The 13,206-nt window shown below is 65.1% G+C and carries 14 protein-coding genes; 8 read left to right on the top strand and 6 right to left on the bottom strand.

Annotated features, from left to right (window positions below):
• Nucleotides 1–30: 30 nt before the first annotated feature.
• Together K2O50_RS19840 and K2O50_RS19835 are read left to right on the top strand one after the other, a co-directional pair.
• Nucleotides 31–966, top strand: a complete 936-nt coding sequence (locus K2O50_RS19840; protein WP_050704580.1) for a lipid A biosynthesis lauroyl acyltransferase — start codon at nucleotides 31–33, stop codon at nucleotides 964–966.
• A gap of 144 nt (nucleotides 967–1,110) precedes the next feature.
• Nucleotides 1,111–2,259 carry a patatin-like phospholipase family protein gene (locus tag K2O50_RS19835; RefSeq protein ID WP_050704581.1) on the top strand — a complete coding sequence of 383 codons (1,149 nt, stop codon included), beginning with the start codon at nucleotides 1,111–1,113 and terminating at the stop codon, nucleotides 2,257–2,259.
• Nucleotides 2,260–2,391: 132 nt separating this feature from the next.
• Here the strand turns inward: K2O50_RS19835 and K2O50_RS19830 are convergent, their stop codons facing one another.
• On the bottom strand, nucleotides 2,392–3,207 hold the full coding sequence (locus tag K2O50_RS19830; RefSeq protein WP_050704582.1) for a VacJ family lipoprotein: 816 nt from the start codon (nucleotides 3,205–3,207) through the stop codon (nucleotides 2,392–2,394).
• Nucleotides 3,200–4,498, bottom strand: coding sequence for a serine/threonine protein kinase (locus K2O50_RS19825; RefSeq protein ID WP_050704583.1), 1,299 nt, complete (start codon nucleotides 4,496–4,498; stop codon nucleotides 3,200–3,202). Before K2O50_RS19825 ends, K2O50_RS19830 begins: the two co-directional genes overlap by 8 nt.
• 217 nt (nucleotides 4,499–4,715) lie before the next feature.
• Here K2O50_RS19825 and K2O50_RS19820 point away from each other — a divergent pair, with 217 nt between their 5' ends.
• On the top strand, nucleotides 4,716–5,084 hold the full coding sequence (locus K2O50_RS19820; protein ID WP_050704584.1) for a hypothetical protein: 369 nt from the start codon (nucleotides 4,716–4,718) through the stop codon (nucleotides 5,082–5,084).
• A gap of 88 nt (nucleotides 5,085–5,172) precedes the next feature.
• On the opposite strand, the gene K2O50_RS19815 is transcribed toward K2O50_RS19820, so the two are convergent.
• The gene (locus tag K2O50_RS19815; protein ID WP_050704585.1) at nucleotides 5,173–6,720 is read right to left on the bottom strand and encodes a beta (1-6) glucans synthase; all 1,548 of its coding nucleotides are present in this window, start codon (nucleotides 6,718–6,720) and stop codon (nucleotides 5,173–5,175) included.
• A 217-nt stretch (nucleotides 6,721–6,937) separates the two neighbouring features.
• On the opposite strand from K2O50_RS19815, the gene K2O50_RS19810 reads away from it, so the two are divergent.
• From K2O50_RS19810 to K2O50_RS19800, 3 genes are all read left to right on the top strand, one after another.
• On the top strand, nucleotides 6,938–7,798 hold the full coding sequence (locus K2O50_RS19810) for a glycine betaine ABC transporter substrate-binding protein (RefSeq protein ID WP_050704586.1): 861 nt from the start codon (nucleotides 6,938–6,940) through the stop codon (nucleotides 7,796–7,798).
• A 247-nt stretch (nucleotides 7,799–8,045) separates the two neighbouring features.
• A complete protein-coding gene (locus K2O50_RS19805) occupies nucleotides 8,046–8,357 on the top strand; it encodes a DUF485 domain-containing protein (RefSeq protein WP_028690856.1) in 312 nt (103 codons plus the stop codon).
• Entirely contained in the window at nucleotides 8,354–10,018 is a 1,665-nt protein-coding gene (locus K2O50_RS19800) for a cation acetate symporter (protein ID WP_050704587.1), read from the top strand. The genes K2O50_RS19805 and K2O50_RS19800 overlap by 4 nt, the downstream gene beginning before the upstream one ends.
• Nucleotides 10,019–10,095: 77 nt before the next feature.
• On the opposite strand, the gene K2O50_RS19795 is transcribed toward K2O50_RS19800, so the two are convergent.
• Nucleotides 10,096–10,248: a DUF3309 family protein gene (locus K2O50_RS19795; RefSeq protein ID WP_082337667.1), complete on the bottom strand. Its 153-nt coding sequence runs from the start codon at nucleotides 10,246–10,248 to the stop codon at nucleotides 10,096–10,098.
• A 201-nt stretch (nucleotides 10,249–10,449) separates the two neighbouring features.
• Here K2O50_RS19795 and K2O50_RS19790 point away from each other — a divergent pair, with 201 nt between their 5' ends.
• Both K2O50_RS19790 and K2O50_RS19785 read left to right on the top strand, forming a co-directional pair.
• Entirely contained in the window at nucleotides 10,450–11,265 is an 816-nt protein-coding gene (locus K2O50_RS19790; protein WP_050704588.1) for an SDR family oxidoreductase, read from the top strand.
• Nucleotides 11,266–11,389: 124 nt separating this feature from the next.
• Entirely contained in the window at nucleotides 11,390–11,575 is a 186-nt protein-coding gene (locus K2O50_RS19785; protein ID WP_050704589.1) for a carbon storage regulator, read from the top strand.
• Nucleotides 11,576–11,582: 7 nt separating this feature from the next.
• Here the strand turns inward: K2O50_RS19785 and K2O50_RS19780 are convergent, their stop codons facing one another.
• Both K2O50_RS19780 and K2O50_RS19775 read right to left on the bottom strand, forming a co-directional pair.
• Nucleotides 11,583–11,810, bottom strand: a complete 228-nt coding sequence (locus K2O50_RS19780; RefSeq protein ID WP_050704590.1) for a YheU family protein — start codon at nucleotides 11,808–11,810, stop codon at nucleotides 11,583–11,585.
• A gap of 201 nt (nucleotides 11,811–12,011) precedes the next feature.
• Nucleotides 12,012–13,196, bottom strand: a complete 1,185-nt coding sequence (locus tag K2O50_RS19775; protein ID WP_050704591.1) for an osmoprotectant NAGGN system M42 family peptidase — start codon at nucleotides 13,194–13,196, stop codon at nucleotides 12,012–12,014.
• Nucleotides 13,197–13,206: the final 10 nt, after the last annotated feature.

Raw genomic sequence — 13,206 nt, 5'->3', positions numbered from 1 at the left:
TGCCGGGCTCATGTCTTGCCGGAAGCTTCAATGGAACGCCCGCGTTTTCGATCCTCATTCCTCCACCCGCGATTCTGGGGCCTGTGGCTGGGCCTGGGCCTGCTATGGCTGGTCGCCCAGCTGCCGTACCGCGCCCTGCTGGGCCTGGGCCGCGCCCTGGGCGCGGTGATGTACCGGGTGGCCGGCGAGCGCCGGCGCATTGCCGCGCGCAACCTCGAACTGTGTTTCCCCGAACTGTCCGGCGACGAACGGCAACATCTGCTCAAGGAAAACTTCGCCTCCACCGGCATCGCCTTCTTCGAGATGGCCATGAGCTGGTGGTGGCCACAGGCCCGGCTGGCGCGCCTGGCTCACATCGAAGGCATCGAGCACCTGCAGGCCGCCCAGCGCGAAGGCGAGGGCGCCATCCTCATGGCCGTGCACTTCACCACCCTGGAGATCGGCGCCGCGCTGCTGGGCCAGGCCCATACCATCGACGGCATGTACCGCGAGCACGGCAACCCGGTGTTCGACTTCATCCAGCGCCGCGGCCGCGAGCGCCACAACCCCGATTCGCTGGCCGTGGAGCGCGACGATGTGCGCGGCATGCTCAAGCTGCTGCGCAAGGGCCGGGCGATCTGGTATGCGCCGGATCAGGACTACGGCATCAAGCAGAGTATCTTCGTGCCGCTGTTCGGTATCCCGGCGGCCACCGTCACCGCCACCACCAAATTCGCCCGGCTGGGCAAGGCCCGGGTGATTCCGTTCACCCAGCGGCGCCTGGAGGACGGCAGCGGCTATCGTCTGGTGGTGCATCCGCCGCTAGAGAACTTCCCCGGCGAAACCGAGGAGGCCGACTGCCTGCGCATCAACCAGTGGGTCGAAGGCGTGCTGCGCGAGTGCCCGGAGCAGTACCTGTGGGCGCACCGACGCTTCAAGTCGCGGCCCGAGGGCGAGCCCCGGCTGTACGACAAGAAGAAACGCTGACTGTTGCTATAGCAGGGCCGGCCTCTTCGCGGGTAAACCCGCTCCCACAGGGGGTATGTATATGCTAAGGCCGGCACTGTACCTGTGGGAGCGGGTTTACCCGCGAAGAGGCCAGACCTGTCAACCATGATCCAGGAAGGAAGCATGTCCCCAACCACCGGCCTGATCCTCTCTGGCGGCGGTGCCCGCGCCGCCTACCAGGTCGGCGTGCTGGCCGGCATCGCCGAACTGCTGCCCCCTGGGGCGGCGAACCCCTTCCCGGTGATCGTCGGCACCTCCGCTGGCGCCATCAACGCCGTCAAGCTGGCCAGCGGTGCCACCCGCTTCGCCGAATCGGTGCAGCACCTGACCGCCTTCTGGCAGAACTTTCGCAGCCACCTGGTGCTGCGCAGCGACTGGCCCGGGGTGATCCGCCAGGCCAGCCGCTTCGTTGGCCACAGCCTGCTGGGGCTCGGCGGCCAGGTGCCGGTGGCGCTGCTCGACAGCCGCCCGCTGCGCCGCCTGCTGCATGAGCACCTGGACCTGGACGGCATCGCCCACTCCCTGGCGGCCAATCAGCTGCGCGCCATCGCCGTGACCGCCTTCGGCTACGAGTCCGGCCAGGCGGTGACCTTCTACCAGGGCCGCGACACCATCGAACCCTGGCTGCGCCACCGGCGCATCGGCATGCCCACGCCGCTGACCATCGACCATCTGCTGGCCAGCTCGGCAATCCCGCTGCTGTTCGCGCCAGTGCGCCTGGGCGATGAGTTCTTCGGTGACGGCGCGGTGCGCCAGTCGGCACCGATCAGTCCGGCGCTGCATCTGGGCGCCAGTCGCGTGCTGGTGGTCGGCGTCAGTGGCAACCCCCAGCGCCCGGCGCCGCCCTTGCCGACCCAGCGCGTGTTCAGCGGCCAGCAACCAAGCCTGGCGCAGATCGGTGGACACATGCTCAACAGCACCTTCATCGACAGCCTCGAGGACGATATCGAACTGCTGCAGCGGCTCAACCACCTCAGCCACCTGATGCCGGCGCACCTGGACGCCCGGCGTCTGGGGCTGGCGCCGATCGAGGTGCTGGTGGTGGCGCCCAGCCAGCCGCTGGACGAGATCGCCGCCCGTCATCGGCGCGAACTGCCGGCGGCGTTGAGGCTGTTCCTGCGCGGGCCTGGCGCTACCAAGACCAGCGGCGCGGGGGTGCTGAGCTACCTGCTGTTCGAGGCGAGCTATTGCAGTGAGCTGATCGAGCTGGGGCGCAAGGATGCGTTGGCCAAGAAGCGGGAGTTGTGTCAGTTCCTGGGATTGCCCGGCTGACCCTGTAGGAGCCTTGTGCCGCGAAAGGGCCGCAAAGCGGCCCCGGCGATATGTGCTTTGGCTAAGAACTTGGGGCCGCTGCGCGCCCCTTTCGCGGCACAAGGCCGCTCCTACAGGGGATCGGGGTTGCGCTTACTCGGCAATCTGCAACTTGCGCGCCTGGGTATACACGTACCGCAGTTTCTCGTACTCGAACGGCGAGTTGGTCTGCCCGTAGCGGAAGTTGGTGGTGTAGCGCTTGTCCACCGCCCGCAGCACGGTGAGTTCCGGATGGTCACTGGCGGTGTCGGGCACGTTCAGGTAGTTGATCTCCTTTTCCCCCACGTAGTCGACCACCAGCCCGGTGGTATCGCGCAGGTTCGACGGCCCGAGGATCGGCAGCATCAGGTATGGCCCGTCCGGCACCCCGTAGAAGCCCAGGGTCTGGCCGAAGTCCTCGCTCTGGCGGGGCAGGCCCATCTTGGTCGCCGGGTCCCACAGGCCGCCGACACCGATGATGGTGTTGAACATCAGCCGCGCGGTGATTTCCGCTGAACGCTTGGGCTTGAGCTGCAGCACGCTGTTGAACAGGTTGGGCACATCGCCCAGGTTGTTGAAGAAGTTGCTGACCCCGGTACGCACGAAACCGGGGGTGACGTAGCGGTAGCCATCGACCACCGGCAGGAACACCCATTGGTCGAAGCGGTAGTTGAAGTGGTAGATGCGCCGGTTCAGCGACTCCAGCGGGTCGTAGATGTTCAGTGCGGCCAGGGTCGAGCGTTCGAACTCGCGCTGGTCCAGGCCAGGGTTGAACTTGAGCTCGCGCAGCGGATCGACGAAACCGTCGGCCTCCACGGTGAGGGTTTCGGTCTTGTCGGCCTCGACCACGCTGGCACGCGGCGCGACTTCCTCGGCCAGGGCGCAGCCGCTGGCGAGCAGGGCGGTGACGAGCAGCAGTCTGTTAACCACGGAAGAACTCCAGCATGGCGTCGCTGTTGACGCGGTAGTTGAGGTTGCCGCAATGGCCGCCATGGGGGTAGAGCGTCAGCCGTTCGCCGAACACCCGGCGCAGGAAACCGATGTCGCCGGGGCCGAGGATCACGTCGTCGGCGTTGTGCATCACGGCGATCTTGGGGCTGGCGCGCAGGTAGTCCTCCAGCGCGTACAGGCTCACCTGGTCGACCAGTTGCAGCAGGCTGTTGCCGTCTGTGCGCGCTCGCCACATGGGGATCACCTGCTCGGTCAGGTAGCAGTCGAAGTCGCATTGCAGCGCCCGTTTGAAGAAGGGCTCCAGGCTGCTGCCCTCGGTGATCGGGAATTTCGGCGGAATGATCAGGCCGCGGCGGTTGATCAGGTCGGAGGTGAAGGCAATGTCGGCGGCCGAGAAGCGGAACGAGGTGCCGATGAGCATGGCCATCTGTTCGTTGGAAAGGTGCTGGCGCGACTTCTGGAAGTCATACAGCAGCGCTTCGTTGAGGTCGATGTAGCCCTTGTCCTGGAAGTAGCGGGTGAGTTTCTCCAGCATCAACTCGTAGAAGGTGGTGCTGCGGTCGATGCCCTTGACCCGGGTCTGCACCAGCTTGTCCAGGTTGGTGATCGAGGTGTACAGGTTGACCGGCGGGTTGAGCAGCAGCACGCGCTTGAAGTTGAAGCTCTGGCGGGTTTCGTCGAGCTTGCTGACGAACGCGGCGTCCAGCGCACCGAGGCTGTAGCCGGTGAGGTAGTACTCGCTGACCGGCAGGTGTGCCTGCTGGGCGCGCACTGCCTGCATGACCCGGTACAGGTCCTTGGCATCCTCGCTGGTCACCCCGGGGGTAGCGAAGCGCGAAGCGGCGCTCATGAAGTCCCAGCTGGTCGGCGACGACAGCTGCACCACGTGGTAGCCGGCCTGGTAGAACAGCTTCTTCAGGTACTCGTTGATGCTGCTGGAATAGGGCGCGCCGGTACCGGCGATCAGGAAGATCAACGGCGCCTCGTGGTCCTGCTTGGCCAGGCGGTAGCGCAGTTTCTTCACCGACCAGAAGTTGTCGGGCAGGGTGAACTCGCGCTCCGGGCGCAGGGTAAGGCTGTAATCGGCCTGGTCGATGTCGTCGTCGCTGGGCAGCGTCGGCCGCTGCTCCGGCGGCGTGGTGGCGATGGTCGCCTCGAACGGGTTGGTCAACGGATAGCCGTAGCTCGCCGCGTCTATATCCCGCGCCGATGCGGCCGCAGCCATGAGCAGGCCGCCGAGCAGGGCGGCGAGGCGCAAAGATCGAAGCATTTATGTCCCCCAGGGAAAACGCAAGGTCGTGCAGTACGCAGGCTAGGACCACGGCATGTCGGACAAAGTTGCCCGTCGCCCTGTCGTTCGTCGCACAAGATGTTGCCGCGCCGGACAACGTTTGTCTTGTGCAACATAGCTGCAGGGCCATGATTTTGCCTTGTCGCGGCCCCTGGGCGATCATGCAACGTTTCGATTACCGCTATTGGAGATCCGCATGGCGCGTTGGTGGCCGGTCGTTGCCCTGTTGCTGTTCCTGCCGCTGTGGCTGGCGGCCAGTTATGGCGTGCGTTATGGGCTGATGGAAGATGCCCGGTGGGTCGGGCTGTGCAGCGTGCCGGGGGAGGTCTGGCAATGCCAGGCGCGATCGCTGCTGGGCCTGGGGATACATTTCCAGATCATTGCCTGGGGGGCATTGGGGTTGGCGTTGCTTTGCCAATTCGTGTCTGACCGAGGTGGGTGGTGGCTGGCGGCGCTGGCGCTGCTGTTCGGGATTCCGGCGCTGGTGCTGTATACCGCCAGCATTGCGGTGTTTGCCGTGGTGCTGGCGGGGTTGCGGCTGGTGCGGCGATCATCCGTTGCCTGACAGGGCCCTATCGCGGGGCAAGCCCGCTCCCACGTTGAGGACAACGTCTTGTTTGAGCGTGGGAGCGGGCTTGCCCCGCGATGGGCCATCAGGCTTTGCGCAAGCTGCGCCACAACGCGCCAACCATCAACACGCTGACCACTGCCCAGCTCCAGGCCTGTCGATTCGCCAACCCTTCCTGGAACAACTGCGGCGCCACCCCGGCCCCCACGATAAAGGCCAGCAACGCCACCTCCGCCCGTCGCGCCGGCACCGGCCGCAGCAGATAGACCACCGCCGGCAGCAGCAACGCCGCGCTGGGGAAGCTGCGATAGCGCGGGTCGAACACCATCGCCAGCATGCTCACCGCCGCTGCGAATCCGGCCGCCAGCAGCCATGTGCCGGCATGCTTTTCCAGCCAGGCGAACAACCGTTGGCGCCAGCCGTCTCGACGGGCCAGGGCCAGCGCGCCATGGGCCAGCACCAACAGGTTCAAGCCGGCCAGGGCCACCGCCCACAACCATTCCCCGGCAAAGCGGGCATTGGTGCGCATCAGTTCCCCCCACAGTCCCAGGCTGCCGGCACCCAGGGCCGCCAGCAACGGCAGCAGCAGGGCGGCGCGGCGGCTTGCCGGGCGTCCGGCCAGGGCCTGGGTCGCCAGCATCAGCAACACGCTGGCCAGCAACCACTGCGGCCACCGCGCCAGGTTGCTCACCGGCCCTTCGAGCACGCCCTTGTCCTGGCGGTCGGCATCGTACAGCCCCCAGTAGCCGCCCACGGCACCTTCGCTGGCGCGCTTCCAGGGCTGGTCGAAGGCCTCGATCAGGTTGTAGCGCCAGCCGTTGGCCTCGGCCAGGGCGACGAAGCCACGGATGAAACGCGCCTCGTTGACCCGGCTCGGTTCCGCCGTCTCGCGCTGGCGTCCTTCGCTGGGCCAGCCGGTCTCGCCGATCAGGATGTCCTTGGGCGCGAAGCGGTTACCGAACACCTGGCGCACCTCGGCCACATGGGTCAGCGCCGCATCGATGCCACGCGGGTCGTCCTCCCAGTAGGGCAACAGGTGGATGGTGAGGAAGTCCACCGCCGGCGCGATCTGCGGGTGTTGCAGCCAGAATTCCCAGACGTCGGCGTAGGTCACCGGTACCTTCACCTGGCTTTTCACTTTCTTGATCAGCCCGGCCAGGCGCTCGCCGGTGACTTCCTTGCGCAGCAGCGCCTCGTTGCCGACGATCACCGCGCTGACCACGTCGGGGTTGGCGTTGGCCGCGGCGATCAGCAATTCGATTTCCTTGTCGGTGTCCACGGGGCTTGAGTTGACCCAGGCACCGAGCATCACCTTCAGGCCGTGCTTGCGGGCCAGCGCCGGGATGGCCTCGAGGCCGGTCATCGAATAGGTGCGGATGCACTGGAATCGCTCGCTCAGCAGCGCCAGGTCGGCGTCCATGCGCGCCGGGCGCAGGCGAAACGGCTGGTCGAACGGCGACTGGTCCTTGTCGAACGGGGTGTAGGACGCGCACTGCAACTTGTGCGTCGGGCTCGCCGCATCGGGCAGGTGCACCGGCTTGCCGAGGCCGTACCAGAGCGCCCACAGCCCGATGAGGGCGAGCAGGCAGGCGAGCAGGTACGCAGGCAGGAGCAGTCGGGTGTTAATGGGCATCGGGCGGTCCGTCGGCAAGCACAAAGGGCTAGATGATAGCCGCAAATGACCGGCGCCAAGCCTTTGGCATGCAAGGATCGCGCAGGCCGCTCGGGTGGCATGACGTTAATGGCACAGTGCTGTCGCTGATCGTTCGCTGGAGGTCGCTGACAGAGCAGGTCGTGCGCGGGGGCAGGTCGATGATGCTCTCTCCAAGACCTGACGAGGGGATGCTTTGATGGCGACTTTTACAAGAGTACGACGTTTCCTGAGTGTGGGCGCCGCCCTGGTATTGACCATGAGCACTGCGCAGGCCATGGCCAAGGAAGTGAGCATCGGTTACGTGGACGGCTGGTCGGACAGCGTGGCCACCACCAACGTGGCCGCCGAGGTGATCAGGCAGAAGCTTGGCTACGACGTGAAGCTGCAGGCCGTGGCCACCGGGATCATGTGGCAGGGCGTGGCCACCGGCAAGCTCGACGCCATGCTCTCGGCCTGGTTGCCGGTGACCCATGGCGAGTACTGGGCCAAGAACAAGGACAACGTCGTCGACTACGGGCCGAACTTCAAGGACGCCAAGATCGGCCTGATCGTTCCCGAGTACGTCAAGGCCAACAGCATCGCCGACCTCAAGACTGATACCAGCTTCAAGAACAAGATCGTCGGCATCGATGCCGGCTCCGGGGTCATGCTCAAGACCGAGCAGGCCATCAAGGACTACGACCTGGCCGGCTACAAGCTGACCGCCAGCTCCGGCGCGGCGATGACCGCCGAGCTGGGCCGCTCCTACGCCAAGCAGCAGTCCATCGCCGTGACCGGCTGGGTGCCGCACTGGATGTTCGCCAAGTGGAAACTCAAGTTCCTCGAGGATCCCAAGGGCGTGTACGGCGCCGCCGAAACGGTCAACAGCATCGGCAGCAAGGAGCTGGCGAGCAAGGCGCCGGAAGTGGCCGAGTTCCTGAAGAAGTTCCAGTGGCAGTCCAAGGACGAGATCGGCGAGGTGATGCTGGCGATCCAGGAAGGCGCCAAGCCGGAGGCGGCGGCCAAGGACTGGGTGGCCAAGCATCCGGAGCGGGTCAAGGAGTGGACCGGCAAGTAACCCCGCCGTAGAAGCCAGTACGACTATTTCGCGGGTAAACCCGCTCCCACAGGATCACCACAAACTTGAACATTGTGGCTTACCTGTGGGAGCGGGTTTACCCGCGAATGGCCCTACTCGGGTTTTGGTTGTTGCGAAATCTGTAAAACACCGTTGCATCTAAGACTAAGGTCGTCTGGTTGGCGTCCAGCGGCAGCATAAAGTTGGAGTCGGGTTCTCCCTACTCTGTGCTGCTAGGACAAAAACAATGAATGACAGCATTTACCAATCGATACAGAACAGTCCGCGCTTCAAGGAACTGGTCACCAAGCGCGAGCGCTTCGCCTGGATTCTCTCGGCGATCATGCTCGGCCTCTACTGCGCCTTCATCCTCCTCATCGCCTATGGCCCGCACGTGCTGGGCGCCAAGCTCAGCCCCGACTCGTCGATCACCTGGGGCATTCCCCTGGGCGTCGGCCTGATCGTCTCGGCCTTCGTGCTCACCGCGCTCTACGTGCGTCGCGCCAACGGCGAGTTCGATGAACTGAACAAGGCCATTCTCGAGGAGGCCAAGCAATGATCCGTCACGCCAAAACCCTGGCCGTCCTGGCCTGCGGTGCCTTCGCACCCGCCGTGTGGGCCGCCGATGCCCTGACCGGCGAGGTGCAGAAACAGCCGCTGAACGTCTCGGCGATCGCCATGTTCGTGGCCTTCGTCGCCTTCACCCTGGGCATTACCTACTGGGCCTCCAAACGCAACAAGTCGGCGGCCGACTACTACGCCGCCGGCGGCAAGATCACCGGCTTCCAGAACGGCCTGGCGATCGCCGGCGACTACATGTCGGCGGCCTCGTTCCTGGGTATTTCCGCGCTGGTGTTCACCTCGGGCTACGACGGCCTGATCTACTCCATCGGCTTCCTGGTCGGCTGGCCGATCATCCTGTTCCTGATTGCCGAGCGCCTGCGCAACCTGGGCAAGTACACCTTCGCCGACGTGGCCTCGTATCGCCTCGGGCAGAAGGAAATCCGCACCCTGTCGGCCTCGGGCTCGCTGGTGGTGGTGGCGTTCTACCTGATTGCGCAGATGGTCGGTGCCGGCAAGCTCATCGAGCTGCTTTTCGGCCTGGACTACCACGTGGCGGTGATCCTGGTGGGCATCCTGATGTGCCTGTACGTGCTGTTCGGCGGCATGCTCGCCACCACCTGGGTGCAGATCATCAAGGCGGTGCTGCTGCTGTCCGGTGCCAGCTTCATGGCGCTGATGGTGATGAAGCACGTCGGCTTCGACTTCAACACCCTGTTCTCCGAGGCGATCAAGGTGCACGCCAAGGGCGAGGCGATCATGAGCCCGGGCGGCCTGGTCAAGGACCCGATCTCCGCGTTCTCGCTGGGCTTGGCACTGATGTTCGGTACCGCGGGCCTGCCGCACATCCTGATGCGCTTCTTCACCGTCAGCGACGCCAAGGAAGCGCGCAAGAGCGTGCTGTACGCCACCGGTTTCATCGGCTACTTCTACATCCTGACCTTCATCATCGGCTTCGGCGCGATCCTGCTGGTCAGCACCAACCCCGACTTCAAGGACGCCGCCGGCGCCCTGATCGGCGGCAACAACATGGCGGCGGTGCACCTGGCCGATGCCGTGGGTGGCAGCGTGTTCCTCGGCTTCATCTCGGCGGTGGCCTTCGCCACTATCCTGGCGGTGGTCGCCGGCCTGACCCTGGCCGGTGCCTCGGCGGTGTCCCATGACCTGTACGCCAGCGTCTGGCGCAAGGGCAAGGCCAACGACAAGGACGAGATCCGCGTGTCGAAGATCACCACCATCGCCCTGGGCGTGCTGGCGATCGGCCTGGGGATTCTGTTCGAGAAGCAGAACATCGCCTTCATGGTCGGCCTGGCCTTCTCCATTGCCGCCAGCTGCAACTTCCCGGTGCTGCTGCTCTCGATGTACTGGAAGAAACTGACCACCCGCGGCGCCATGATCGGCGGCTGGATGGGCCTGGTCAGCGCGGTGGGCCTGATGATCCTCGGCCCGACCATCTGGGTGCAGATCCTTGGTCACGAGAAAGCCATCTACCCGTACGAGTACCCGGCGCTGTTCTCGATGATCATCGCCTTCGCCGGCATCTGGTTCTTCTCGGTCACCGACAAGTCCAAGGCTGCCGAGAACGAGCGCGCGCTGTTCTTCCCGCAGTTTGTCCGTTCGCAGACCGGCCTTGGGGCCAGCGGGGCGGTTTCCCACTGATCCTGGTTGCTGTCTGAACGACGCCCCGGCTTGCCGGGGCGTTTTCGTTCAACGGGGAGCCAGCTGCAATGCCTGGCTCATATCCGACCGAGCAGCAACAGGATCAACAACACTACCAGCACCACGCCGATGATGCCGGAAGGACCGTAGCCCCAGCTGCGCGAGTGCGGGAAGACCGGTAAGCCACCGACCAGCAGCAGGATCAGGATGATGATGAGGATCGTGGTCATGATGGAGTCCTTGCGTGGTTGAGGGTCAAGGGCCTCGGAATGCTGGGCGCTTACTGTTCCGACTGTGGGCGGTGGGCAAAGATTCCATCGGCTGTGCAGGCCCGGGTGGATGAATCCCCATTCAGCATTCTGATGCTGCACCGCTGTGGCCCGCGTTCTGGCTAGACTCCAGGCCAATCCCACTGTTCAAGGCAGCTGACCATGCACAACCGAATGATGATCACTGGCGCAGGCTCCGGCCTTGGCCGCGAGATCGCCCTGCGCTGGGCCCGCGATGGCTGGCGCCTGGCCTTGGCCGATGTCAATGAAGCGGGCCTGCGCGAGACCCTGGAGTTGGTGCGTGGCGCAGGCGGTGATGGCTTCATCCAGCGCTGCGACGTGCGCGACTACAGCCAGCTCACCGCCCTGGCCCAGGCCTGCGAGGAGAAGCTCGGCGGCATCGACGTGATCGTCAACAATGCCGGGGTGGCTTCGGGCGGGTTCTTCGCCGATTTGTCCCTGGAGGACTGGGACTGGCAGATCGCGGTCAACCTGATGGGCGTGGTCAAGGGCTGCAAGGCGTTCCTGCCGCTGCTCGAGCGCAGCCGCGGGCGGATCATCAACATCGCCTCCATGGCCGCCCTGATGCAGGGGCCGGGCATGAGCAACTACAACGTGGCCAAGGCCGGGGTGCTGGCCTTGTCCGAGAGCCTGCTGGTGGAGTTGCGTCAGGTCGAGGTGGCGGTGCACGTGGTCTGCCCGTCGTTCTTCCAGACCAACCTGCTCGACTCGTTCCGCGGGCCGGATCCGGCGATGAAGGCACAGGTGGGCAAACTGCTGGAAGGCTCGCCGATCAATGCCGCCGATATCGCCGAGCACATCTATCAACGGGTCGCCGCCGGCGAGTTCCTGATCCTGCCCCATGAAGCCGGGCGCCAGGCCTGGCAGCTCAAATGCCAGGCGCCTCAGCGGCTGTACGACGAGATGGCGGACATGGCGGTGAAAATGCGGGCGAAGGCACGCAAGACCGCGCATTGAGGGAAGTTTCTGTAGGTTTTTTTACCTTCGCCGGTAGGTTATGTCTATTTATCCGAAGAAGGATTGAGTAGGCCAAAGCTGGCGGGGCAGTCTCCGATTTTCCATTGAGCGGGAGGATCGGAGCATGCTGGTAATCGGACGAGAAGTGGGCGAGGTCATCGTCATTGCCGAAAACATCAGGATCCAGGTGATGTCCGTGGAGAACGGCCAGGTCCGTTTCGGTATTTGCGCGCCGCGCGAGGTGGAGGTGCACCGGGTCGAGGTGTACAAGCGCATCAAGGCACTGGAGCTGGAGAAGCAACAAGCTTGAAGGCCTGCTACTCGAACAACTCCTGCGGCACCTCATGCTTGGCCAGCAACTGGCACTGCTGGCTGTCCATGTCGAACAGGATGAACGCCTGCCCCTTGGCCAGGGCCTGGCGCACCCGCAGCACGCGGGTTTCCAGCGGCGTGTCGTCGCCGTTGTCGGTGCCGTCGCGGGTGACGAAGTCTTCGATCAGGCGGGTCAGGGTTTCGGCTTCGAGTTGGTCGTAGGGGATCAGCATGGTCTGGGCGGCGGTTGTGGGAATGGGGGCATGCTACGTGAATTTGCAATTCCCTTGTAGGAGCGGCCTTGTGCCGCGAACGGGCCGCAAAGCGGCCCCGGCAATATCAACTTGATGCACAGATCTGGGGGCGCTTCGCACCCCTTTCCGACCGGTCCGACGCCTCGGCAAGGCCGCTCCTACAGGGGTAGGCGTATGAGCTTAGCCTTTGTTGCCCACCAGGCTGTCCACCGCCGGCACACGGGTATCGCTTTCCATCTGCGCGTCGTGTTCCAGCTGGTGGCTGAAGCGCTCCAGTGAGGCATTGGCCGGCTGCGAGTCGCTGGCGAACACCGGCGGGCTGAGCAGGTAGGCGCCGAGCAGCCGGCTGAGCGCCGCCAGGCTGTCGATATGGGTGCGCTCGTAGCCATGGGTGGCATCGCAGCCGAAGGCCACCAGGGCAGTGCGGATATCATGCCCGGCGGTCACCGCCGAATGGGCGTCGCTGAAGTAGTAGCGGAACAGGTCGCGGCGTACCGGCAAATCAGCATCGCCGGCCAGCTTCAGCAAGTGGCGCGACAGGTGATAGTCGTAGGGCCCGGACGAATCCTGCATGGCCACGCTCACCGCGTGCTCGCTGGATGCCTGCCCCGGCGCCACCGGGGCGATGTCGATGCCGACGAACTCACTTACGTCCCAGGGCAGGGCGGCCGCGGCGCCCGAGCCGGTCTCCTCGGTGATGGTAAACAAGGGGTGGCAGTCGATCAGTGGTTGGCGACCGCTTTCCACCACGGCCTTGAGCGCCGCCAGCAAGGCCGCCACGCCGGCCTTGTCGTCCAGGTGGCGGGCGCTGATATGACCGCTTTCGGTGAACTCCGGCAGCGGGTCGAAGGCGACGCAATCACCGATGGCGACCCCCAGCGCCTCGCAGTCGGCGCGGGTGGCGCAGTAGGCGTCCAAACGCACCTCCACGTGTTCCCAGCTGATCGGCATCTGGTCGATGGCGGTGTTGAACGCGTGCCCGCTGGCCATCAGCGGCAGTACGCTGCCGCGGTAGACGCCGGTGTCGGTAAACACGCTGACCCGGCTGCCCTCGGCGAAACGGCTCGACCAGCAGCCCACCGGCGCCAGGGCCAGGCGACCGTTGTCCTGCAACTGGCGCACGCTGGCGCCGATGGTGTCCAGGTGCGCCGAAACGGCGCGGTCGGGCGAGCTCTGGCGGCCCTTGAGGGTGGCGCGGATGGTGCCGCGACGGGTGAGCTCGAAGGGGATGCCCAGTTCGTCCAGGCGCTCGGCGACATAGCGCACGATGGTGTCGGTGAAACCGGTGGGGCTGGGGATGGCGAGCATCTCCAGCAGTACACGTTTGAGGTAGTCGAGATCGGGTTCGGGGTGTTTCGCAGGCATCAGGATTACT

Source organism: Pseudomonas sp. 2hn (genome assembly GCF_019646095.1).
In the GTDB taxonomy this organism is placed as follows: domain Bacteria; phylum Pseudomonadota; class Gammaproteobacteria; order Pseudomonadales; family Pseudomonadaceae; genus Aquipseudomonas; species Aquipseudomonas peradeniyensis.
Note: the sequence above shows the minus strand (reverse complement) of the source record. Positions and strands in the feature narration are given on the sequence as shown.